Origin of the sequence: Exiguobacterium sp. s56 (assembly GCF_018618255.1) — a bacterium.
GTDB classification, from domain to species: Bacteria; Bacillota; Bacilli; order Exiguobacteriales; family Exiguobacteriaceae; genus Exiguobacterium; species Exiguobacterium chiriqhucha.
The window spans coordinates 26190-46692 of record NZ_JACSLR010000003.1 but is presented as its reverse complement, the minus strand read 5'-3'; the positions used below and the strand labels follow the sequence as shown (position 1 = coordinate 46692).

At 53.7% G+C, this 20503-nt stretch carries 26 protein-coding genes; 21 read left to right on the top strand and 5 right to left on the bottom strand.

Annotated elements, in window-relative coordinates; genetic code table 11:
* The first annotated feature begins 14 nt into the window (after positions 1 to 14).
* The 15 genes from KNP71_RS04470 to KNP71_RS04400 all read left to right on the top strand — a co-directional run bounded on the left by KNP71_RS04470 (position 15) and on the right by KNP71_RS04400 (position 10683).
* Positions 15 to 560, top strand: coding sequence for an RNA polymerase sigma factor (locus KNP71_RS04470; RefSeq protein WP_029594969.1), 546 nt, complete (start codon positions 15 to 17; stop codon positions 558 to 560).
* The gene (locus KNP71_RS04465) at positions 557 to 1291 is read left to right on the top strand and encodes a hypothetical protein (RefSeq protein ID WP_214830102.1); all 735 of its coding nucleotides are present in this window, start codon (positions 557 to 559) and stop codon (positions 1289 to 1291) included. Before KNP71_RS04470 ends, KNP71_RS04465 begins: the two co-directional genes overlap by 4 nt.
* A 33-nt stretch (positions 1292 to 1324) precedes the next feature.
* Complete coding sequence (locus KNP71_RS04460) at positions 1325 to 1498, top strand: hypothetical protein (protein ID WP_214830101.1); 174 nt, start codon at positions 1325 to 1327, stop codon at positions 1496 to 1498.
* Between the two features lie 151 nt (positions 1499 to 1649).
* Positions 1650 to 2300 (top strand): SIMPL domain-containing protein, encoded by a 651-nt coding sequence (locus KNP71_RS04455; protein WP_029594971.1) that lies wholly within the window; start codon positions 1650 to 1652, stop codon positions 2298 to 2300.
* Positions 2297 to 2725: a hypothetical protein gene (locus KNP71_RS04450; protein WP_029594972.1), complete on the top strand. Its 429-nt coding sequence runs from the start codon at positions 2297 to 2299 to the stop codon at positions 2723 to 2725. The genes KNP71_RS04455 and KNP71_RS04450 overlap by 4 nt, the downstream gene beginning before the upstream one ends.
* Before the next feature lie 83 nt (positions 2726 to 2808).
* Positions 2809 to 3279: a flavodoxin family protein gene (locus tag KNP71_RS04445; RefSeq protein ID WP_251131477.1), complete on the top strand. Its 471-nt coding sequence runs from the start codon at positions 2809 to 2811 to the stop codon at positions 3277 to 3279.
* Positions 3280 to 3389: 110 nt separating this feature from the next.
* Positions 3390 to 3791 carry a hypothetical protein gene (locus tag KNP71_RS04440; RefSeq protein ID WP_214830100.1) on the top strand — a complete coding sequence of 134 codons (402 nt, stop codon included), beginning with the start codon at positions 3390 to 3392 and terminating at the stop codon, positions 3789 to 3791.
* A gap of 88 nt (positions 3792 to 3879) precedes the next feature.
* Entirely contained in the window at positions 3880 to 4992 is a 1113-nt protein-coding gene (locus tag KNP71_RS04435) for a M14 family metallopeptidase (protein ID WP_214830099.1), read from the top strand.
* Between the two features lie 86 nt (positions 4993 to 5078).
* Positions 5079 to 5879, top strand: coding sequence for an alpha/beta fold hydrolase (locus KNP71_RS04430; protein ID WP_214830098.1), 801 nt, complete (start codon positions 5079 to 5081; stop codon positions 5877 to 5879).
* Between the two features lie 387 nt (positions 5880 to 6266).
* On the top strand, positions 6267 to 6695 hold the full coding sequence (locus tag KNP71_RS04425; RefSeq protein ID WP_128123335.1) for a CBS domain-containing protein: 429 nt from the start codon (positions 6267 to 6269) through the stop codon (positions 6693 to 6695).
* Positions 6696 to 6771: 76 nt separating this feature from the next.
* A complete protein-coding gene (locus KNP71_RS04420) occupies positions 6772 to 7149 on the top strand; it encodes a hypothetical protein (protein WP_214756296.1) in 378 nt (125 codons plus the stop codon).
* Positions 7150 to 7293: 144 nt separating this feature from the next.
* The gene (locus tag KNP71_RS04415; RefSeq protein WP_214830097.1) at positions 7294 to 8025 is read left to right on the top strand and encodes a hypothetical protein; all 732 of its coding nucleotides are present in this window, start codon (positions 7294 to 7296) and stop codon (positions 8023 to 8025) included.
* Positions 8026 to 8220: 195 nt separating this feature from the next.
* Positions 8221 to 8955: a pentapeptide repeat-containing protein gene (locus tag KNP71_RS04410; RefSeq protein WP_198922691.1), complete on the top strand. Its 735-nt coding sequence runs from the start codon at positions 8221 to 8223 to the stop codon at positions 8953 to 8955.
* Positions 8956 to 9292: 337 nt separating this feature from the next.
* Positions 9293 to 9796 carry a hypothetical protein gene (locus KNP71_RS04405; RefSeq protein ID WP_029594979.1) on the top strand — a complete coding sequence of 168 codons (504 nt, stop codon included), beginning with the start codon at positions 9293 to 9295 and terminating at the stop codon, positions 9794 to 9796.
* Positions 9793 to 10683: an aldo/keto reductase gene (locus KNP71_RS04400; protein WP_029594980.1), complete on the top strand. Its 891-nt coding sequence runs from the start codon at positions 9793 to 9795 to the stop codon at positions 10681 to 10683. The genes KNP71_RS04405 and KNP71_RS04400 overlap by 4 nt, the downstream gene beginning before the upstream one ends.
* A gap of 106 nt (positions 10684 to 10789) precedes the next feature.
* On the opposite strand, the gene KNP71_RS04395 is transcribed toward KNP71_RS04400, so the two are convergent.
* Positions 10790 to 12484 (bottom strand): M3 family oligoendopeptidase, encoded by a 1695-nt coding sequence (locus KNP71_RS04395; RefSeq protein WP_029594981.1) that lies wholly within the window; start codon positions 12482 to 12484, stop codon positions 10790 to 10792.
* Between the two features lie 206 nt (positions 12485 to 12690).
* Between KNP71_RS04395 and KNP71_RS04390 the strand changes: the two genes are divergently transcribed.
* The 3 genes from KNP71_RS04390 to KNP71_RS04380 all read left to right on the top strand — a co-directional run bounded on the left by KNP71_RS04390 (position 12691) and on the right by KNP71_RS04380 (position 14415).
* A complete protein-coding gene (locus KNP71_RS04390) occupies positions 12691 to 13191 on the top strand; it encodes a PTS sugar transporter subunit IIA (RefSeq protein ID WP_029594982.1) in 501 nt (166 codons plus the stop codon).
* 86 nt (positions 13192 to 13277) lie between these two features.
* Positions 13278 to 13877, top strand: coding sequence for a helix-turn-helix domain-containing protein (locus tag KNP71_RS04385; protein ID WP_214830096.1), 600 nt, complete (start codon positions 13278 to 13280; stop codon positions 13875 to 13877).
* A 49-nt stretch (positions 13878 to 13926) separates the two neighbouring features.
* Complete coding sequence (locus tag KNP71_RS04380; RefSeq protein ID WP_214830093.1) at positions 13927 to 14415, top strand: SMI1/KNR4 family protein; 489 nt, start codon at positions 13927 to 13929, stop codon at positions 14413 to 14415.
* Positions 14416 to 14453: 38 nt separating this feature from the next.
* Here the strand turns inward: KNP71_RS04380 and KNP71_RS04375 are convergent, their stop codons facing one another.
* The 3 genes from KNP71_RS04375 to KNP71_RS04365 form a co-directional block, all read right to left on the bottom strand.
* Positions 14454 to 14879, bottom strand: a complete 426-nt coding sequence (locus KNP71_RS04375; RefSeq protein WP_021066529.1) for a hypothetical protein — start codon at positions 14877 to 14879, stop codon at positions 14454 to 14456.
* Between the two features lie 63 nt (positions 14880 to 14942).
* Positions 14943 to 16136, bottom strand: coding sequence for an ABC transporter permease (locus KNP71_RS04370; RefSeq protein ID WP_021066530.1), 1194 nt, complete (start codon positions 16134 to 16136; stop codon positions 14943 to 14945).
* The gene (locus tag KNP71_RS04365; RefSeq protein ID WP_021066531.1) at positions 16126 to 17016 is read right to left on the bottom strand and encodes an ABC transporter ATP-binding protein; all 891 of its coding nucleotides are present in this window, start codon (positions 17014 to 17016) and stop codon (positions 16126 to 16128) included. Before KNP71_RS04365 ends, KNP71_RS04370 begins: the two co-directional genes overlap by 11 nt.
* Positions 17017 to 17133: 117 nt before the next feature.
* Between KNP71_RS04365 and KNP71_RS04360 the strand changes: the two genes are divergently transcribed.
* Both KNP71_RS04360 and KNP71_RS04355 read left to right on the top strand, forming a co-directional pair.
* Complete coding sequence (locus KNP71_RS04360) at positions 17134 to 18078, top strand: VOC family protein (RefSeq protein ID WP_058764237.1); 945 nt, start codon at positions 17134 to 17136, stop codon at positions 18076 to 18078.
* Positions 18075 to 18674 carry an alpha/beta hydrolase gene (locus tag KNP71_RS04355; protein WP_214830089.1) on the top strand — a complete coding sequence of 200 codons (600 nt, stop codon included), beginning with the start codon at positions 18075 to 18077 and terminating at the stop codon, positions 18672 to 18674. The genes KNP71_RS04360 and KNP71_RS04355 overlap by 4 nt, the downstream gene beginning before the upstream one ends.
* Here KNP71_RS04355 and KNP71_RS04350 read toward each other — a convergent pair.
* Positions 18671 to 19159, bottom strand: a complete 489-nt coding sequence (locus KNP71_RS04350) for a hypothetical protein (RefSeq protein ID WP_029594986.1) — start codon at positions 19157 to 19159, stop codon at positions 18671 to 18673. The two genes, KNP71_RS04355 and KNP71_RS04350, sit on opposite strands and share 4 nt — an antisense overlap.
* A gap of 277 nt (positions 19160 to 19436) precedes the next feature.
* On the opposite strand from KNP71_RS04350, the gene KNP71_RS04345 reads away from it, so the two are divergent.
* On the top strand, positions 19437 to 20492 hold the full coding sequence (locus KNP71_RS04345; RefSeq protein ID WP_214830086.1) for an acyltransferase family protein: 1056 nt from the start codon (positions 19437 to 19439) through the stop codon (positions 20490 to 20492).
* The last annotated feature ends 11 nt before the right edge of the window (positions 20493 to 20503 follow it).

Below are 20503 nucleotides of genomic sequence, written 5' to 3'. Positions count from 1 at the left end.
AGAGGGGGATTCGATTGGACGATCAAGCGATTATCGATTTGTATTGGAGGCGTTCCGAGCGAGCGATTGAGGCGACGGCGCAAAAGTACGGCGGCTATTGTCATACGATTTCCTATAACATTTTGCATAGCCGGGAGGACGCGGACGAGTGCGTCAATGACACGTACATGAAGGCGTGGCAAGCAATTCCGCCGACACGTCCAGCGCGGTTCGCTGCCTACTTGGCAAAGCTGGTCCGGAACGTCGCGCTCCACAAGTATGAGAAAGCGAACGCCAAGAAGCGTGGAGCGGGGCAAGTCCCGCTTATCGCGAGCGAGCTCGAGCACTGTCTCGCCGCCTCCGCCGCGACCGATTCGGAAATCGTCGAGTTGTTGAACGACTTTTTGGCCCAGTTGCCGCAAGAGACCCGGCAGATTTTCATGGGGCGTTACTTTCACTTTCAGTCGATCAAGGATATCGTGAAGATACGCAACGTGAGCGAGAGCAAGGTGAAAATGGTGCTGCTTCGGACACGGAACGACTTGAAGCAAGTACTCGAAGCGGAAGGGGTGGCGCTATGAGGCTCACACGTTTGATGGGGGACGTCGATGACCGTTTCGTCGAGGAATCGATGGAAGTCGAGGGAAAGAAACGGAGACATAGGCGTTGGATGGGCGATCTCATCGCTGTCGCTGCCGTCACACTCTTTGCCGTGACATGGGATGGGTTTAAAGAACAGATCCCGCTGTCGGACAGCTCGAGCAATATGTCGGTCGCGTATATCGATGAAAAGGACATCGATGTCGGGATGTCGTCGGCAAACCTGATCGAGATGAGTGAAGATGAACTGTTCTCGAAATGGGAGCCTGTCGTGGTGCGAGGCGTCGTCAAACAGATTGACCACATCGAGCTCGATTTCAACGGACAAGAGGAATATCAGTCGATCGTGACGATCGGCGTGACAGACGTCTATCGGGGCGAGGTTGAGCCGGGGAGTGAGATGAAAGTACTCACCGTTGCAGGTGTCGGTTCGAAAGTGCTTCAGTCGGATGCGGACATCATCTCCGAGCTTCGCCTCGGCATGGAAGGGATTTTTATGCCGAGACTGCATGAAACTTCCCACGTCTGGTCACAAAACGGGGCCACGCTTCAAGTCATGGATGTGAGTGATTACGGCTTTCCGGACGGTGAGCGATACATGTTCCTGAACACGGACGAAGGGCTCGTCTTCAGTCGAGACGCCTATCCGTCGCTACGTGGGGCTGAAACACTCGATGACGTAGAGGCGTTCATGATGGACCGGTTCCGTTAACGGGAAGGGATATATAGGAGAGGGGAGACTACGATGACAGAACAGAATTGGCGAGCGTCGGGTGTAGGACTCGGACTAGTGTTTGGAGCGGGGATTGGCATCATCAGTTCGCTCCTACTCGGATTTGAATTGGTGTATGGGATTGCGACAGGAACAGCACTCGGCTATCTCATCGGACTCGTGGTGTCATTGACAATTCGGGCGTGAGAAGTGAAAAGCGTAAAAATAATCAACCTCACCGATGATGGGAGATTGATGAATTCTATGAAGATTAAAGCTGAAACTTACTTACACGAATGAGGCTCCATCAATTGGTCTAAAAAATCACATGATTTTAAACTCAGAAGGGGGAAATCATATGGACCGCACCATCACCGTGAAAGGCACAGGGAAAGTATCGGCCAAGCCTGATTTGATTGTCGTGAGAATGGATTTAACGTCACGAGCTGTCCGCTATGAGGAGACGATGAACGGGGCGGCACTCGCCGTCACGCGGCTGCAAAAGGCAGTCGAGCAGGCCGGATTCGAGAAGGCAGCGCTCAAAACGACCGACTTCTCGATCGACACCGACTATGAGAGCTACCGCGACAAACAAGGCAACTACAAGTCTCGGTTCCGGGGTTACGTCTGTCAGCAGAAGACGAAGCTCGAGTTTCCGCTCGATACGAAACAGTTGTCCGCGGTCATCGAACACGTCAGCAACTCGTTAGCCGAACCGAAGCTGTCCATCTCGTTCACGATCAAGGATGCGGATTCGGTTCAAGATGAACTGCTCGCGAGCGCGGCGGCGAACGCGCGCCATCGGGCCGAACTGTTGGCGAAAGGGGCCGGGGCGACGCTAGGCGATTTGCTTCAAATCGACTATACGTGGGGCGAGCTCCATCTTTATTCGCCGACGCGTCTCACACTTCATGACGAGGTGCTCTTCTCGGAGGCGGCGATGCCGGAACTCGAACCGGACGAGATTGACTTGAGCGACTCGGCGACGTTCGTGTGGGCGATTCGATGAGACGTGTCATCGGATTGGTGCTATTGTTTCTATCCATCTCCTTGTCGGCCCAAGCTTTGTCGTGGGCGTATGCGTTCGTCGTGTTGGACGGACGGGTGTATGAGGTGATGGATGTCGCCGTATTGGAGGGCGACTTAGGTGAGGTCGTCGGTGAAGTGAGGACGATGGCCGACGATATGGACGGCAGCTATCACGGGGACGCCTCGAACATGTATCCGATCGGGACGACCTATCGGAAAGTGAACGGGGAAGCGATTGAGGACGTGCTCGCGGTCGAGGACGAGGCTGGGTGGAAGCGGGCCGAGTATCGGCATGACGCTCCGTTCAGCATGCGTGACCATTTGGATAAGGTGGCGTATGGGGCGCTTGCTGTCGGTGTGATCGTCTTTGTGTCTATACGTGTGAAGAAAAGACATGAAAATTAAATGAATCCATGATGAGGTTCGGTTCATTAAGGGAACAGTCAACTGTAGACGTGTCGTGTTTTCGTGTAATGGAGGGATTCCCTATGAAAATCCTCATCATCTTTGACTCGATGTACGGGTGCACCGAAAAAGTCGCATATGCCATCAAGGACGGGTTCGGCGACTTGCACCGAGTTGACATCATGCAGATCAGCCACGTCGGGTACGGCGACCTTGCCAACCTCGATTTGTTCATCGTTGGCTCACCGACGCACGGCGGACGCGAGACCGAGGACGTGAAAACCTTTTTAGACGGCTTATCGGATCATGCGCTCCGGGGTATCCGGGCCGCGGCGTTCGATACGAGCATGGCTGAAGAAGATCAAGGCTTTTTCGTCGGAAAAATCGTCAAATGGTTCGGCCATGCCTCGACCCGGATTGAACGATTGCTGTTGGACAAGGGAGCGGAACCGGTGTTGAAAGAGTCGTTCATCGTTCTCGACAAGGAAGGGCCGCTCAAAGACGGAGAACTCGAGCGGGCGACCGAATGGGCTCGTCACTTGATGGACAAATAATCGGGCGTGTTCCTTATGGGACGCGTCTTTTTTTATGCGGATGTGACCGAAGCATCGGTAAAACGGGAAAATATAAAGGTAGCTCTGTTGCGTGGAACGGAGGGAGAACGATGAAAAAATGGGAACGTGACGTCCTCATCGGTTGGGTTGTCGTCTTGTTGGTGCTCGTCGCGCATTATGTCATCACGGTGTCGCTCGGCAACACGTATTTTGCCGAATCGACGCTCAATCGGATGCTTTGGTTCAGTAGTTTTCCGGCCTTTTTAATCGCTTTTCTCGCAGCCCTCTTTCAAAAAACAAACACGCTCACGCTGGCTGTCCGCCGTGGAGTCATCTGGACAGCCGAACTCATCGTTGGCTTCTCGCTCATGGCCTGGTTTTTCCGGGCGTTCGAGACGCTGTTCGTGAGTCCGGGTGCGTACTGGTTGTTTGGTGCCGTGCTGTTCGCCCCGCTCGTCTATTTGTTTGAGTTCCGCCGTCAAAACCGGGGTACGAAGGCCGGGGCCCATTAGGTGTCAGAAGATGTCTCCGGAAGGAGGCGTTTTTAGTCGGGTCAGGAATGGGAATGGGATACAGAAGATTAGAATGGAGGGAGTCACTATGAGTCAGTATTTTTCATCATCATACGAGGAGTCACGCGAGAAGTTTCTCGCCCTGCTCGACCGCGTCAAACCTTATTATCCGACCGCACGCGTGATGTCCCACTCGATTGGGGAAGACACAATCGATGTCATCATCGGTGAACCGGCGGGGTCACGCGAGGCGGTGCTCTTCATGACGATTGGCGAACACGGCATCGAAGGATATGCCGGAGCCGCTGTGACACACCAGTTCGTCGAGACGCAACTTCAACACGTCCGGCACGAATCGACCGGCATCTGTCTCATTCATGCCGTCAATCCGTGGGGGATGAAACAATTCCGCCGCGTCAATGAACATAACGTCGACTTGAATCGAAACTATGTCATCGACCGAGAGTCGCTCCCGCGTAACGTCAATAAAGAATATGAAATCATGCGTCACTTGTTCGTCCCAGACGGCGTCATCGATGACTATCACGAGGCGCGTGAACATATCTACTCGTTCCTCGGTTCTGGCATTAAACTCGACGGGTTCGCTGCGATGACCGAAGCGAAAGGGATGGGCCAATACCAGTTCCCTAAAGGTGTGTACTACGGCGGTGAGTCGGATGAGCCGTCCGCCATCTTCTTGAAAAAAGTGCAACACGATTTGCTTGATCGCTACGACCGCGTCGTCCATATGGACTGGCACACGGCGCTCGGCCCGACGAACGAGGTGACGATGGTCATCAGTGAACGGGACGGGCGTGACGTGGATGAACTGAAGCGGACGTACGGATTGAAAAATATCCAGACGTATGACCCGACCGACGTGCTCGGGGACTCGACGAACCATTTCTATTATGTGCGAGACACGCATCATCCCGATAAGAAACTCGTCTCGGCGTTGTTCGAGTTCGGGACGTTCGGGACGTCGACGAAAGCAACGATTCGCGAGTTTTTGACGATCATCCTCGAGAACCGGCTTTACTTTGAAGGGACGAAAGACCCGGAAGCCCGGAACGGCATTCGCAAAGAATTCATGGCCATGTTCTATCCGGAAGACGAGTCGTGGCGGACGTCTGTATTACGTGAAGGAGCGGGAGCAATCGAGCACGTCTTGAAAGCTGAATCGCTCTGGCGTGACAGTTGACAGGTTTCCACTTTGGTCAAACGGGAAAAGTTGGGTTGTGGGCAAATACGCACGCCGCTCAACAATCCAACTGGGGGTTTTGACCAATGGGGAACTATATTACGGCACATGATGGAACGAATATTTTTGTAGAGGACGTCGGGACAGGCGACGCCGTCGTCTTCCTGCACGGCTGGCCGGCGAACAACAACATGTTCGAGTATCAAAAGAATGCGCTGCTTGACGCAGGCTATCGCTACGTCGGGATCGACTATCGCGGCTACGGTAAGTCGGATGCACCGGCGACGGGCTATGACTATGCGACGATGGCGTCTGACGTGCACATGGTCGTCAACGGTCTCGGTGTCAAAGACTTTACGCTCGTTGGCTTTTCGATGGGCGGGGCCATCGCCATCCGTTACAAGGTTGATTTCCCGGATGACGGTTTGAAGAAGCTTGTCCTCTCCGGCGCCGCAGCGCCGGTGTTCACGCAACGTCCGGACTATCCGTACGGGATGACGCAAGCCGAGGTCGATGCGTTGATTGAGGACACAAAGAAAGACCGGCCGAAGATGCTCGAAGGCTTCGGTGAGATTTTCTTCGAGAAAGAACATTCGAAACCGACGCAAAACTGGTTCCATCATCTGTCGCTCGTCGCCTCGAGTCACGGGACAATCGCTTCGGCGAAAGCACTCCGCGACGAAGATTTGCGTGAAGATTTGTCAAAAGTGAACGTCGAGACGCTCATCATCCATGGGGTGCACGACAAAATTTGCCCGTTCGAGTTTGCGCTCGAGATGGAAAAAGGCATCCCGAACTCGCGCATCGAACGGTTCGAGGAGAGCGGTCACGGTACCGTCCTCGACGAGATGGACAAATTCAACAAGACGTTGCTCGAATTTATTTGAGTGAGACAAGCCTAGGACGTTCCTAGGCTTTTTTGATGGCCATCTGTAGCATGTTTGTTACGGTTTTTAAGGCTAGAATGACCTTCACTCGGGTATAGCAACAGTGAAGCCGTTTCGGGTGATTCCGTTTAGATTGGTCAACGATATAGGTGAGACAAGATGTTTGATTCACGGTCAAGATTGGCTTTGGAGAAGCTGTTCGGGGCCGTGCCTGTTTGTGTGGTCGCAACAACTTCAGACGGATTGTTTGGAAACGCTTTACGAAATAGAGAGAATGAGCCTCCTTGTGACAGAACAGATGCAGATTAGATGGTCATTTTGTGCTGACTAGACCCTAATACATGGTACAATGAAGAGGTGGATTTTTAGATTGAGGAGAGATTGTACATGAATATCGCTTTCTTTTTATATCCGAAAGAAGACGTCAAATATCTAGACCCGGAGTCGACGGTACGGCAAGCGCTCGAGAAGATGAAGCATCATCGCTTCACCTCGGTGCCGCTCGTATCCGAGAACGGCTTTTACGCCGGGACGATGACAGAAGGGGATTTACTCTGGGCACTCGCCGAGCAGCTTCGCGGGGAAGAAGATTACGAAAAAGTGCTCCGGACACGGTTGAAAGATATCAAGCAACGCGTACGGTATAAGCCGGTCGCCATCACGGCGCAAATCGAGGAGCTCGTCGATGCGATCACCGACCAAAACTTCGTGCCGGTCGTCGATGACGGGAAGTATTTCATCGGCATCATCCGGCGCCGCGACATCATCGAGTACTACTCGACGAAGTTGAAACAGCTCGAGAATAAAGTGAACTGAGCGAACGGACCAACCTGTGTGAAAGCAGGTTGGTTTTTGTATGTGCGAATACAAGTAATGGGGAGGCGAACTATAGATGGAACCACGAGTCATTGAATCGATTGAGCTATGGTTTCAAGAGGCAGGGTCTGAGGAAGCAGTGAACTTCATCGATTTCATGCTGTATTTGAATGAATCGGCGTATTCGTTGCTTCACCGAGACACGTTACATGGTATCTTCACCTATCAGATCCGCTACCAAGACGGGACCTCTCAGTCTGTCTCGTACGATAAAGACGAGTGGGTCGCCCATGAACGGAATGAATGGCAAACCGGTATGAGCGGCGGTGAGTGGGTATGGTGGCTCGTCGAGCGATGGCGTTTTGTCGTGGAGTGGTGGAGCGGACGGGACTTCCGGACGGGTGACGAGATAGAAGAGAACTTCTATGGGATGATCCCATACGGTGAAGTTTAAGACCTTGATATTCTGCTATATACAATTATTGGAAATGGCGGCCTCAACACAAAAGCGTTAATCAAAGAGGGGTATTACAATGACCCGCTGCTACATGAATGGATTGTCATTCCCGAGTCGACGGACAGCCTACGACCGCTCGTCTTGGCCTTCTGTTACAACAAAGGGATTCTGGAGACACCCCGAAACATTGAGCGGATTGAAGTGACGTTCACCGATGTGACGACAGGAGCGGTCCAATCACTTGCGAGTGCACTCGAAGCGTATGAGAAACCGGCAGATCTCGATTTAGATGATATGAGGTATCGCCATGACATGTTTTATCGCGACGAGTCCATTCAAGGGACGATTCGTTATGAGGTGACGTATCAAGGCGGAAGGGTCCAATTCGTCGAGCATGACAAATCAGAAATGTTCATGGATTGGGACATGGCGTTGATCAATTGGTTTTTCGAGCATTGGCGAAAACTGTACGAAGCTTATGCCGAAAAATCGTTTCCATCAGGTCGACCGTTGCAACGCTTTGAATCGGGCTATGATTATTGGAAAGCCAGACTGTCACCGGAAGCGTGGGACGAGCTCATTCATTCAACAGACCCTTTTGACCAGCGGCTTTTAACGGATCGGAAACCGCATGACGAGATTCAAAGAGCAAAAGAACAGTTTGAGATGATGTTCCATCAAACAGCGGAACTCCATCTCGAAAATTTGCGTCACGGATTCTATGTTGATCACCTATTGGAACAACGCATCGACGTCGAAAGTTCGTTCGATGCTGTGATTGCGCTTTACGAAGAAATATCCGAGGCAGAGCAGAAAAGGCGAACGAGGGAGCAACTGTTTTATGGGGAAAAGGATGAAGGCAAACTTGATTGATTGAATAAAGGCTATGGAAAAATAGGGACATTCCTTATACTTGTACGTATAGAGTCAAGACATACAATGAAGGAGTGACAATGAATGGCGATGCCCGATCTGCATATGCTGCGTGAATCGCTCAAACCGGATTGTGCGAATTGTTTCGGTCTCTGTTGTGTGGCGTTCCACTACTTGAAATCTGAGGATTTCCCCATGGATAAACCCGCAGGACAGCCGTGTGTCCATTTGGCAGATTCGTATGCCTGCAACATCCATTCCGAACTGCGTGAGCGGGGCTTCAAAGGATGTACGGTGTACGACTGTCTCGGGGCCGGGCAGTTCGTGTCACAAGTGACGTTTCACGGACGAAGCTGGCGGGAGGGGGAGGTCGATGGGACGCGCATGTTCGCGACGGTGCCAATCATGAGCCAAGTCCATGAGCTGTTGCTCTACATCACTGACATCCTGACCCGGGAGATCCCTGAGCACGATGCTCGGTTACTCGAGACGTTATTGGAAGAGCTACTGGCTTTCCGTGAGTTGCCGCCTGAACAGTTGACCGGGACGGCGCTGATGGCATTCCGACAACAAGTCCGCCCGTTGTTCGTCCGACTCAGTCAGCACATACGTGCGGAAGGATTGAAACAGGACGGCTTGACGTTGACGTCACGACACGAGCAAGATCGGGCCGATTTGATTGGACGAAACGTGAGTCAGCGTGACGTGAGAGGCACGTGTTATCGAGGCGCCTTGTTGATTGGTGCTAACTTACGTGGGAAAGACCTGTCCTATGTCGATTTCATGGGGGCAGACGTGCGAGATTTGGACGTGCGAGGAGCAACGTTGACTGATAGTCTGTTTTTGACACAGATGCAAGTGAACGCGATGAAAGGGGATCGGCAGACAAGACTGGCACCCGTTTACACGCGACCGAGCCACTGGCTGTAACGCAAGAGACGACTTCCATGTAGGAAAGTCGTCTTTTTTGAGTACATGAGTATTACGAAAGCGGTGGGAAATGGGGGAGCACATATTCACCAAGCTCCTCGATGACCTCGTCTGGGTCATACCCCAAATTGACATTGAGTCTGACCTGAATCGTGCCAATCACTGAGCACTTGTTGCTGGGAAAATGGGGACTGGGATAATACTTCCAACCGATTTTGGATATGATGTGTGCCTGGGGAAGACGTGATCTCCTGACGAAACGGTTGCTCGTGCCGAGCAGCCGTTTTTTGTTGCCTTATGTCGGGTACAGTCTCAAGAGACAAAGGAGGGGGCAACTATGGATATGTTGACATATCGATTTGAAGATGACGGCTCGATTCCGAACAATCCAGATTTTCCGGTGCTGTTATATCGGGGCGTGTTCGACGAGACGGACGGCATGCAGGCGACGTTTGAACATAACGGCTGGGGGAACAGCTGGGTGAACGGCGTGTTCGATTACCATCACTACCACAGCAACACACATGAAGTGCTGGGCGTGAAGTCGGGCCGGGCGACGGTCCAACTCGGCGGTGCGACGGGAGACCTCGTTTCACTTGAAATGGGAGACGTCTTGATTTTACCGGCCGGGACGGGACATCGCCGTCTCGAGGCGAGTGCAGACTTCGCCATCGTCGGTGCGTATCCGGACGGGCGCGACTACGATACGTTGACCGGGAAACCGGGAGAACGACCGGACAATATCCTACGCATCGAACGAGTCGACAAACCGGCGACCGATCCTGTTTTCGGGACGACCGGACCGTTACATGAACAATGGACGAAGGAGGAGATGGCATGAACCGCATACCACACACATTGATTTTGGCGGCACTGAAACAACACGTGGCTGAACTGCCGGACGGCCGTGAAATGAGAGTCCTTGGGCAAGGCACGTGGCGCATGGGGGAAGACGAATCGAAACGGGATGCCGAGATCGAGGCACTCCGGACGGGACTCGACTGCGGATTACACGTCATCGATACGGCGGAGATGTACGGGGAAGGAAAATCGGAGGCGCTCGTCGGCGAAGCAATCCAAGACCGGCGGGAAGACGTGTTCCTCGTGTCGAAAGTGTATCCACATAACGCCGGGGGCGACAAACTGGTCCAGGCGTGTGACGCCACGCTCGAACGGCTAGGTACCGATTATCTCGACCTCTATTTGCTCCATTGGCGCGGGAACATCCCGCTCGAGGAGACGGTCGATGGGCTCGAACAGTTGAAGGCGGACGGGAAGATCCGGGCGTGGGGCGTGTCGAACTTTGATGTCGACGATATGAAGGAGTTGCTCGCCTTGCCGAACGGGAAACATTGCGCCGTCAACCAAGTGCTGTATCATCTCGGCAGCCGCGGCGTCGAATACGACTTGTTGCCATTTTTACAGGAGCAAGGCATCCCGATGATGGCTTACGCCCCACTCGCCGAAGGAAGCGATGTGAAAGAGAAAGTCTTCAACGATGAGACGGTAAACCAGATCGCCAAAGCGTACAGTGCGACACCGGCCCAAACCTTGCTCGCGTGGACAGTGCGGAGTGGCAACGTCATCGCCATCCCGAAAGCAGGGCAGAAAGCCCACGTCGAAGAGAACGGCGCGGCGATGCTTCTCAACCTGAGCGAGGATGACTTCAATGCGCTCGACGAGGCGTTCCCGCCACCGAGTGGGAAAGAACCGTTAGATGTGATTTGAAGACCACAGGCGAGCTCACTGGCTCAACTGTTGTTGCGCCTTCATCTGAATGTATTCCTAAGCAAGCACGAGAAAACCCACTCACACTGACGTGAGTGGGTTCGTTTTAGTTCGCTAACGGATGCTTCAACAGGTAGTCTTCAATCTGTCCAATCGTCTGTTTCAACACGCCGTCCTCAAACGGCGACTTGAGTCCGGCCAACTCGACGAGCTCGAGGAACGAGCGGCTGCCGCCGGCTTGGCAGAGCGTGAGGTAATCGCTCCACGCTGCTTCACGGTCTTCATGCATGCGCACCCAGAACTGGAAGGCACACACTTGCGCGAGCGTGTAGTCGATATAGTAGAACGGGCTTTGGAAGATGTGCCCTTGTTGGTGCCACCAAGCTCCTGACTCGAGATAACCGTTCGTCTCATAGTCACGGTGCGGGAGGTACACTTTTTCAAGGTCACGCCATGCCTGGCGACGCTCAGCGGCCGTCATTTCTGGGTTGCGGTAGACGACGTGCTGGAACTCATCGACGAGGACGCCGTATGGCAAGAATGTGATGCTTCCGGCCAAGTGATTGAACTTGTACTTGTCGACTTGGTCGCCGAAGAATAGCTCCATCCACGGCCAGCAGAAGAATTCCATCGACATCGAGTGAATCTCGCACGCCTCGTATGTCGGGAACGCGTATTCTGGCGTCGTCAAATGACGGCTCTCGTACACTTGGAAGGCGTGACCGACCTCATGTGTGAGCACGTCGATGTCGCCGGCCGTCCCGTTGAAGTTCGAGAAGATGAACGGGAGACCTTCTGACGGGAGGTACGTGCAGTACCCGCCACCGGACTTGCCCGGTTTCGCCGTAAGATCGAGAGCGCCGCGCTGTTGCATGAACTGGAAGAACTCGTCCGTCTCTTTCGAGAGTTCGCGGTACATCGTGTTCCCGCCCTCGATGATAAACGCCTCGTCGCCTTTCGGTGTCGCGTTGCCGTCCGGGAAGACGAACGACTCGTCGTAGTACGTGAGCGTGTCGACACCGATCCGTTTCGCCTGCTTCTCTTTTAACGTCGTCGCGAGCGGGACGATGACGTCGCGCACTTGCTTGCGGAAGTTGTCGACGTTTGACTCGTCATAGCCGACACGTTGCATCCGGGCGTAACCGAGCTCAACGAACGACGGGAAGCCGAGCGTGTGAGCGATGTCGGTCCGGACGCGTACGAGTTCACCATAAATGCGGTCGAGTTCGTCGCCGTTGTCGGCGAGATATGTATAACGGGCCTCGGACGCCGCTTTTCGAACTGAACGGTCAGGAGATTGCAGATACGGGCCGAACTGGGACAAGTTGAGCGTCTTGCCATCGAATTCGATTTGGGCCGCCGACATGACCTTCTGATAAGCGGTCGTCAATCGGTTCTCTTCCTGTAGTTTCGGGATGAGCGACTCTTCGAACGTCTTGAGCGCGCGCTCGGCGAGTTCGAATAACTGGCTGCCCCATTCCTGTTCGAGTTGGCTGCGGAGGTCGTGCTCGGTCAAGACGCGATAATACGCTTGTACTTCTTTCTCGTACACCGGCAAGGCATCGTCAAAAAACGTCTGCTCGGCCTCGTAGAACGCATCGCGCGTGTCGATCGAGTGGCGGATCGAGACGAGCTGACTTTGCGTCTCGAATTCGTTCCGTTCCTGGTTGATTTGGCGAATCAATTCGTTCGCTTCCTCGAGTGTGCTGGCTTGTTGCAATTCGACTGAATAGTCCGACAATCGGCTGTTTAGAGCCTCCAAATTGGGCCGTTCATATGACAATTTTGTGAAAGTCGTCATTGTAAGCGCCTCCATCGTGTGAAATTTTTATAAAGTGTAAAAAGGGCTTGCAAAAGCGGTTGCACACTCGTATTCTTACGATGTGTAAACGAATTCGCACTACCTTATTACAACTATACCGTTTCTAGGGTAGGGATTGAAGAGGAAGCTTTTCGGGTATAAAAGCTAAGACTTTGATTAACAGAACATGTTGGAGGGATTAAGCTATGGGATTCTTTAAAAAACTATTCGGTGGTAAAGAAGAACAACTTAACGCGGTTTCACCGCTTACAGGGAAGGTCATTGACATCACAAACGTTCCTGACCAAGTGTTCTCGCAAAAAATGATGGGTGACGGTATCGCCGTCGAACCGACAGATGGTAAAGTCGTTTCGCCGGTCAACGGTACAATCGCGACTGTCTTCCCGACAAAACACGCGATTGGGATCAACGCTGACAACGGTGCCGAGTACTTGATTCACATCGGTCTCGACACGGTCAACCTTAAAGGTGAAGGCTTCGAAACGCACGTGACAGAAGGTCAAGCGGTTAAAGCTGGCGACACGCTCGTCACATTCGACCTCGACTTCATCAAAGCGAACGCGCCGTCGACGATCACACCAGTGATCATCACGAACCACGACAGCTTTGGCGTCAACAAACTCGTTGCTGAAGGCGACACGGTCACAGCCGGTTCTTCAGAAGTCGTCGAATTGACGAAAAAATAAGTTGCACATTTTACTCGGAGGCATACGCTTCCGAGTATTTTTTTATGGATTCGGGAACTATACTAAAAAGAGAGGGGGAGAGACACATGGATGGAAAGAACGCACCGTATCGGGGTTATGGGGATCGGATTCGAATTTTACGTGAGCGGGCCGGCATCTCGGTCGAGGCGCTCGCCGATCGTATCGGCGTCGCTCCGTACTTTATTCGCCGGACCGAACTGAGTGAGGTCTACCCGACGATGCCTTACATAGAGGCGCTCGCCGAGGCGCTCAAGATCGACGCGAATTATTTGGCCCGCCATATTTGGACGGGTGAATCGCTCAAAGTGCTCATGAAAGGGACGGTCCCGGAGCTCGAACAGATGAAGCTCGCCTACGACGAGGCGATGCACGGCAAGTCGACCGAGGACATGCAGCGGCAGCTCGAGGCGCGCATGCGCATCTTCGACCTGATGCATGAGGAAGAACTCCGTCGCATCTTCGCCGAAGACGAGGAACCGACGTCACATCAAGCGCTCGAGGCGCTCGTCGATGCTGTGCTCGACCTAGGACGCTCGCATGAACCGACGCATCGGATTGTGCCGTTCGCTCGTTATATCGAGCAGCTCGTACCGGACCAGTTCGTCGACAACTCGTTCCAATACACGGAGTTCGGGGTCGTCGACAAATCGTATAAATTGCAGTGACGGCCGTGGGAGACCACGGTTTTTCATTATGGATGAAAGGAGAAGTGTGATGATTGCTGTTCAAGCACTGAAAGAACGATTGATGAACAATCGGCTGGAGGTCCAGTTAGAAGAAGGATACGTGAACCAGCTGACATTCTCCTTCAACGGTCCAGCTACTGCGACGGAGCTAGAGCGGTTGCCAAAAGAAACACCCGCAGAGGTCCGTTCATGGTTAATCGAACAGAACGGAGCCAAACTGTTCGAAGACCCGGAATACGGCGGAGCAATCGAATTGTTCTCAATCGATGAGATCCTTGAGCATCGGCAACTCTGGGACTGTTCGGCTCAGTTTTTTCCGGTAGGGGCAGGACGTGACGGAGAATGGATGGTTTGTGAATACATAAACGAGACGGAAAATCGGATGTGGATTGGGGAGTTTTTGAGCTTTGATGAAGAGGATGCTAGGTTGAACCGCTTGCCCTTCAATTTTTCGGATTGGTTGGATTATGTGATTGTGGCACAAGGTGCTTCGTTCTGGAACTGGTTTCGAGTATAAAAAAGAACGGCCGCCCGAATGGGTGGCCGTTCTGTCGCTTAACGCGCCATGCGCGCGTCGTAGCGTACTTTCGGTCGTGTCCCGGCAAGTAGGAAGCCGAGCACGATATTGAGAATCGTGAGCACCCAGCCGACGTAACCGAACGTGTAGGCTAGGCTCGCGAGCATCGTCTGCCAGTCGAGTAAGGACGCGGCGTCACCACGAACGGTGAAGCGGATTGCGGTGAATCCGATGAGCGTCGTCGCTGTGATCAAGATGCCGATCCACGCGCCGCCGAACCGCGACGTCTCCGGACGCCGGCTGACCGGATACCAAAAAGCGAGCGTCCCGAGGAACGTGCTTCCTGCGTATGCGAGCAAGATTTGCCACAGCGCATCGGCGTCCAAGAAGACGGTATAACAGATGAACGTCGTGAGCGTCGTCATGAAAGTAAAGATTAAAGCTGCGAGTAATCGTGATCGCATAGTTCGTTTCCTCCTCATTTTGCACATTCTTTAGAGTATACGAAAACGAAAATGCTGTAAACGTTATTGTCGATTCTGTAATATTTGTCGCCATTGTTTAATCGCATTGTTGCCGTAGAACAAGACGCCGCCGCGATAAAATTTCGAGCCGACCCACAAAATCACACCGATTGTGGCGATCATGATGCCGATTGATAACGCGACTTCCCACACCGGCACGTCGACGAGCATGACGCGAAGGAACATGAGCATCGGCGTGAAGAACGGCACGTACGACAGGATCGTGACGATCGGTGCCTCCGGATTGTTCAAGCCGAACATGGCGGCGAGGAACCCGGCGACCAGCAGCATGATGACCGGCATCGTCATCTGTTGCGACTCCTCGACCCGGCTGACGAGCGAGCCGAGCACGGCGAACATGGCCGCATAGAGCAGGTAGCCGAGCGTGAAGAACGTCAACAGATAGACGACGGCGCGGACGTTGCCGGCGTTGTCGATGACCGACTGGGCCATCTCGTTGCTGCGGGCGCTGAAGTAACCGAAGCCGAGGAAGATGGCGATTTGGAGCAGGGCGAGCGTCCCGATGGCCGAGATTTTAGCGAGCATATGCGTCACCGGGTGCGTCGTCGAGATGATGAGCTCCATGACACGCGACGATTTCTCGGTCGTGACCTCGGTCGAAATCATCGACCCATATGTGATAATCGAGACGTAGAGCAACATGAGCATGACGTAGACGAAGGCGAACGACGAGAACAGCTCGTCCGAGTTCTCTCCGCCGCGGCCGAGATACGATTCCTCGACCGTCACGGGCTCATTCAACGCCGCGAGGACGGTCGGATCGATGTTCGACGCCTCAATCAGTTCGGCGTTCCGGACTTCGCGTAGCGCCGTCTGTAACACCGTCGTGAAATCCGGTTCCGGCCGTTCCGATAAAACGCGGGCCGAATCCCCTTCGATGAAGGCGACGATCTCATAGTCGCCGTTATCGAGCCCAGCGCGCGCTTCGGACTCGGAGATCGCGGACGATTCGATGTCCTCATAACCGAGCGACTGCATGAGCGTCGTCAGTTCATTATTGTCGGTGACGAGGATGGCTTGCGCCTGGTCTGTGTCCTCGAAATTCGCGAGCAATCGGTCGATGTTCGTGAAACCGAAGATGAACAGAATCGTCAACAGCGTCGAGATGAGGAACGCCTTCGAGCGCAGTTTCGAGCGTAACGTGAACGAGTAAAGTGGTCCGAAGTTATGAAACATGTTGGCCGACCTCCTTGATGAAGATGTCGTTTAATGAGACGGGCTGGCGCATGAACGTCTTGATGGCGGCCCCGTTCGCCACGAGGGCACCGAGCACCGCATCGCTGTCGTCGAACGAGTCGAGCCGAACGAAATGGCCGTCCTTATGTGGTTCGACCGCCCGGACGACCGGGAGGGCTTGAAGCAGGTCCGGGCGATCGGTCTCGATGAATAGTACCGGCTCCTCGTAACGAGTTTTGATCGTCGGGACGTCGCCGCTGACGACGGCACGGCCGCCTTTCAAAATGCCGATATGTTGGCACAGCTCTTCGACGTGTTCCATCCGGTGACTGGAGAAGACGATTGTCGTCCCGGCGTCACGGAGGGCGAGCACTTCACGTTTTAAAATCTCGACGTTGACCGGGTCGAGCCCGCTGAACGGTTCATCGAGAATAAGCAGTTCCGGGTTGTGGAGCAGGGCGGCCACGAGTTGAATCTTCTGTTGGTTCCCTTTTGACAGTTGTTCGACGCGCATCGTCTCATACTGAGGGATCTCGAGCCGTTCGAGCCACGTCTTGACGGCCCGCTTCGCCTCGGCCTGCCGCATGCCTTTCAGGCTAGCCAAGAAAACGAGCTGGTCACGGACGGGTGACTTCGGATAAAGGCCCCGTTCTTCCGGCAAATAGCCGACGATGCGATGATCGACGTTGCGGCCGTCCCACGTAATCGTCCCGGCACTCGGTTTGAGGATGTCGAGAATCATGCGGAACGTCGTCGTCTTACCGGCGCCGTTCGCCCCGAGCAGCCCGAACATCTCGCCTTTTGGGACATGAAAGCTCAAGTCGTCGACGGCCGTGAAGTCGCCGAACTGCTTCGAGACACGATCAATTTGTAACGTCATAGAATGTACCTCCTTATAGGTGTCTACTAGTAGCGTACGCCATGTTGAGCAAAAAGTTTCACATTTCTTCAAAAATGATTTATCTTGAAATCAAGATAATAAAAAGGAGGACATGACATGACGAAGCAATCAGCGGGTATCCATCACATCTCGGCGATGGTGAAAGACCCACAACGTACATTAGATTTTTATGGGAATGTCCTCGGACTTCGATTCGTCAAACAGACGGTCAACTTCGACGACCCGGGCACGTATCACCTCTACTTCGGGGACGAGCAAGGAGCGCCGGGGACGGTCATCACGTTCTTCCCGATCCCTGGGATCGGCAAAGGTAGCGTCGGCAGCGGACAGGTCGGGGTCACGGCTTATCTCGTCCCGGAAGGCAGTCTGTTGTTCTGGGAGAAACGATTGAACGACCATGGCGTCGGTACGGTCGCGACCGAACGGTTCGGCGAGCCGTCGCTCCTGTTTGAAGACCCGGACGGACTTGTCGTCGAGCTTGTCGCCCGGACCAGTACGAAACAGACAAGTTGGGTCGTGCCGGGCGTGACGTCACGCGAGGCGATTGTTGGTTTTGCCGGGGCGACGTTGTTGTCGAAAGACCCGGAGGCGACGGTTCGCCTATTGACGGGGCTGTTTGGCTTTGAGACGGTAGGGGAAGATTCAGAATGGATTCGCCTTGAGGCGACGGCCGACTACGGCAACGTCATCGACGTGAAAAAGACCATCCTGCCGAACGGGGTTCCTGGTTCGGGGACGGTCCATCATATCGCCTGGCGCATCAATGACGGGGAAGACTATGCCTCATGGCAAGACGCCATCTTCGAGCTCGGGCTACGCCCGACCGAAGTGAAAGAGCGTCATTATTTCCGCTCGGTCTACTTCCATGACGGCGGCCGAATTCTTCACGAACTGGCGACCGATGCCCCTGGCTTTTTGATTGATGAGAGCTTGGAGGGCCTCGGCTCGACACTCAAACTCCCGGCTTGGTTCGAACAAGACCGCGAGGCGATCACTCGCACGTTACCGACGATTACAATCCCGAGAGGAGACATGACATGATTCATCAATTCATCAAAGGCACGACCGAGACGACACTCGTTTTATTGCACGGTACAGGAGGGACGGAACAGGACTTGATTCCGCTCGCTCGAATCCTCGCCCCCGAGGCGAACATTTTGACGCTGCGCGGGGACGTCCTCGAGAACGGCATGTCCCGCTTCTTCCGCCGTCACGCGGAAGGCGTCCTCGACCTCGAGGACTTGAAGAAACAGACGGAACGGTTCTTGACGTTTTTGGATGACGCCACGACAGAGTACGGCATCGACCGGGCCAAGATGATTCCGCTCGGTTATTCGAACGGCGCCAACTTGATCGGCTCGGCGCTGTACCGACAAAACGCATTCCACGCGTCGCTCTTATTCCACCCGATGGTCCCGGACCGCTCGCTTACGTTACCGGACCTCGCTGGTGCGAACGTGTTTATCTCGGCCGGAGAACGTGACCCGATTTGCCCGAAAACAGAAACAGAAGAGCTCACGTCGACGCTACGGAGTGCCGGAGCGGACGTCGAACTCTTCTATCACGGAGGTGGGCACGAGCTGCGCATGGAAGAAGTCGAGGCAGCTCGGGCATGGCTAGAACCGTTCCTCGGTTAAGCCATCTTCTTCGGTTTCGGTGGTCTCGAATAGACGACGAGCACACCTCGATCAATCAAATAGGCGGCGAACAGACGTTTCGCCTCTTCAGAACGAACGGTTCGGTCGATTTGGATATACAATCGGCCGAGCTTTTTTTGTGACGTGCGGGTCAATAACCAGATGGAGTCAAGCGTGTACTGCCAACCGCGGAGCGTATCCGCGCCGATGTACATATACCGGTTCGATGTGCGCTCAAGCAGATAATTAAGCCACCAGACGTCCCGGGCGAGCTTCATGGCGACACCGATGAAGAACGAGATGAACACGAACGACAGGGCAGACAGAATCGGATGGATGGCGGTAAATCGTTCCCGGATGGGTTCGAAGGCGACGATGAGCAGTCCGACGGAAAAGGCGCCGGTGAACCACCAAAATCCGAAGTTAGAGAATGAACGTTTCGGGTCATGCACCATATGATGACGGTTACGGATGACGGAAGCCATTCTCCACACCTCCTTTTATTAGAATATTCTGATTATTTAGTAAGACTACTATACTATACTGTACCCACTCTCGTCTATTTGAATACGCGCGAAACGTGCTCTAGCTTGAAGATTTCTTGACGTTTCGGCTTGCGGAGGGCAAATCCGGGGAATGATGACAGTGAAGTCATCATTTTTTTGTGGAATCGTAATTTCATCAGCTCAAAAAATCGGCTATGATGGATGAGGCAAAAAAGAGAGAACATCAGAAAACTAATAAAGAACTAGAGGGAAAGACATGCGAAATCATTGGTACGATAATATTAAAGGCGTGCTCGTCTTGCTCGTCGTGTTCGGTCACTTGTTGACCGACGTACGCGGCGCGTATGACGACATCCTGCCGAAATGGGTCTATTTATTTTTATACACGTTCCACATGCCGTTGTTCATCATGTTGAGCGGTTACTTCTTCCGGGAGAACCGTTATTTGCGCGTCATCCAGTTGTTCGTCGTCTACGTCATTTGGCAAGTGATTCTCGGCTCGTGGTTCGCCTTCACCGAGGGCATCCCGCTGTTGTCGCTCGAGAACCCTGCGCTAAATATCTTGACGCCGTATTGGGCGCTCTGGTATTTGATGGCGATCATCATCTGGTACGTCATCACCCCATACGTGACACAATTGAAAGGATACGTGCTGTTTGCGCTCTTGTTCGCGCTCTTGTTCGGCTTCCAAGCCGAGTCGACCGGGTTCTTTGCGCTTCGGAAAGTCATCATGTTCTATCCGTTCTTCTTGATCGGGAACTGGATGAGCGAGCGCAACACGATGAACTTTTTTGAACTGCCGAAGCGGGCCGAGCAGCGCAACCGTTACCGGATCGGCGGCTTTGCCGTCTTCACGACGCTCACGCTCGGACTGCTCGCCTCAATGAGCTTCCAACAGGAGGGCACATTCTATCATATCGGTAATTTGTTCAAGTTCCGGTTCGCCTATGAGACGGCGGTGCCAGAGGCGATCTGGAGCGGACCGTTCGCCTTCTTGATCGTCTATACAGTGTCGACGCTCATGGCGATCAGCTTCGCCTTGATGATTCCTGGCCGAGAACTGCCGGTGTTCACCCGGGCCGGGAAGTATAGTCTTTACGTCTATTTGGTGCACGTCTTCCTCGTCGTAGCCTGGAAGGCGTTCGTTCCGGCCGGCTTCATGCCGACATCGTGGCTCCAGTTGCTCGTCTTGTTCGGCGTCTCGTTCTTGATGGTCGTGGTCATTATCAGTCCGCCGGTCGTCAAGTTGTTGAAGCCACTCGTCGAGATCGACGTCCGTCGCGCCCAAGATGTGAAGGAAGCCAAATCGTAACCCCTTTTCTA

What these genes read in the sequence shown, in the direction of transcription:
- KNP71_RS04365 (WP_021066531.1), bottom strand. Translation starts at nt 17,016, where the DNA reads ATGACGTTACAAATTGATCGTGTCTCGAAGCAGTTCGGCGACTTCACG.
- KNP71_RS04385 (WP_214830096.1), top strand. Translation starts at nt 13,278, where the DNA reads ATGGATGGAAAGAACGCACCGTATCGGGGTTATGGGGATCGGATTCGA.
- KNP71_RS04465 (WP_214830102.1), top strand. Translation starts at nt 557, where the DNA reads ATGAGGCTCACACGTTTGATGGGGGACGTCGATGACCGTTTCGTCGAG.
- KNP71_RS04445 (WP_251131477.1), top strand. Translation starts at nt 2,809, where the DNA reads ATGAAAATCCTCATCATCTTTGACTCGATGTACGGGTGCACCGAAAAA.
- KNP71_RS04420 (WP_214756296.1), top strand. Translation starts at nt 6,772, where the DNA reads ATGGAACCACGAGTCATTGAATCGATTGAGCTATGGTTTCAAGAGGCA.
- KNP71_RS04350 (WP_029594986.1), bottom strand. Translation starts at nt 19,159, where the DNA reads ATGGCTTCCGTCATCCGTAACCGTCATCATATGGTGCATGACCCGAAA.
- KNP71_RS04430 (WP_214830098.1), top strand. Translation starts at nt 5,079, where the DNA reads ATGGGGAACTATATTACGGCACATGATGGAACGAATATTTTTGTAGAG.
- KNP71_RS04400 (WP_029594980.1), top strand. Translation starts at nt 9,793, where the DNA reads ATGAACCGCATACCACACACATTGATTTTGGCGGCACTGAAACAACAC.
- KNP71_RS04450 (WP_029594972.1), top strand. Translation starts at nt 2,297, where the DNA reads ATGAGACGTGTCATCGGATTGGTGCTATTGTTTCTATCCATCTCCTTG.
- KNP71_RS04355 (WP_214830089.1), top strand. Translation starts at nt 18,075, where the DNA reads ATGATTCATCAATTCATCAAAGGCACGACCGAGACGACACTCGTTTTA.
- KNP71_RS04455 (WP_029594971.1), top strand. Translation starts at nt 1,650, where the DNA reads ATGGACCGCACCATCACCGTGAAAGGCACAGGGAAAGTATCGGCCAAG.
- KNP71_RS04345 (WP_214830086.1), top strand. Translation starts at nt 19,437, where the DNA reads ATGCGAAATCATTGGTACGATAATATTAAAGGCGTGCTCGTCTTGCTC.
- KNP71_RS04375 (WP_021066529.1), bottom strand. Translation starts at nt 14,879, where the DNA reads ATGCGATCACGATTACTCGCAGCTTTAATCTTTACTTTCATGACGACG.
- KNP71_RS04440 (WP_214830100.1), top strand. Translation starts at nt 3,390, where the DNA reads ATGAAAAAATGGGAACGTGACGTCCTCATCGGTTGGGTTGTCGTCTTG.
- KNP71_RS04370 (WP_021066530.1), bottom strand. Translation starts at nt 16,136, where the DNA reads ATGTTTCATAACTTCGGACCACTTTACTCGTTCACGTTACGCTCGAAA.
- KNP71_RS04435 (WP_214830099.1), top strand. Translation starts at nt 3,880, where the DNA reads ATGAGTCAGTATTTTTCATCATCATACGAGGAGTCACGCGAGAAGTTT.
- KNP71_RS04380 (WP_214830093.1), top strand. Translation starts at nt 13,927, where the DNA reads ATGATTGCTGTTCAAGCACTGAAAGAACGATTGATGAACAATCGGCTG.
- KNP71_RS04460 (WP_214830101.1), top strand. Translation starts at nt 1,325, where the DNA reads ATGACAGAACAGAATTGGCGAGCGTCGGGTGTAGGACTCGGACTAGTG.
- KNP71_RS04360 (WP_058764237.1), top strand. Translation starts at nt 17,134, where the DNA reads ATGACGAAGCAATCAGCGGGTATCCATCACATCTCGGCGATGGTGAAA.
- KNP71_RS04425 (WP_128123335.1), top strand. Translation starts at nt 6,267, where the DNA reads ATGAATATCGCTTTCTTTTTATATCCGAAAGAAGACGTCAAATATCTA.
- KNP71_RS04410 (WP_198922691.1), top strand. Translation starts at nt 8,221, where the DNA reads ATGGATAAACCCGCAGGACAGCCGTGTGTCCATTTGGCAGATTCGTAT.
- KNP71_RS04405 (WP_029594979.1), top strand. Translation starts at nt 9,293, where the DNA reads ATGGATATGTTGACATATCGATTTGAAGATGACGGCTCGATTCCGAAC.
- KNP71_RS04390 (WP_029594982.1), top strand. Translation starts at nt 12,691, where the DNA reads ATGGGATTCTTTAAAAAACTATTCGGTGGTAAAGAAGAACAACTTAAC.
- KNP71_RS04395 (WP_029594981.1), bottom strand. Translation starts at nt 12,484, where the DNA reads ATGACGACTTTCACAAAATTGTCATATGAACGGCCCAATTTGGAGGCT.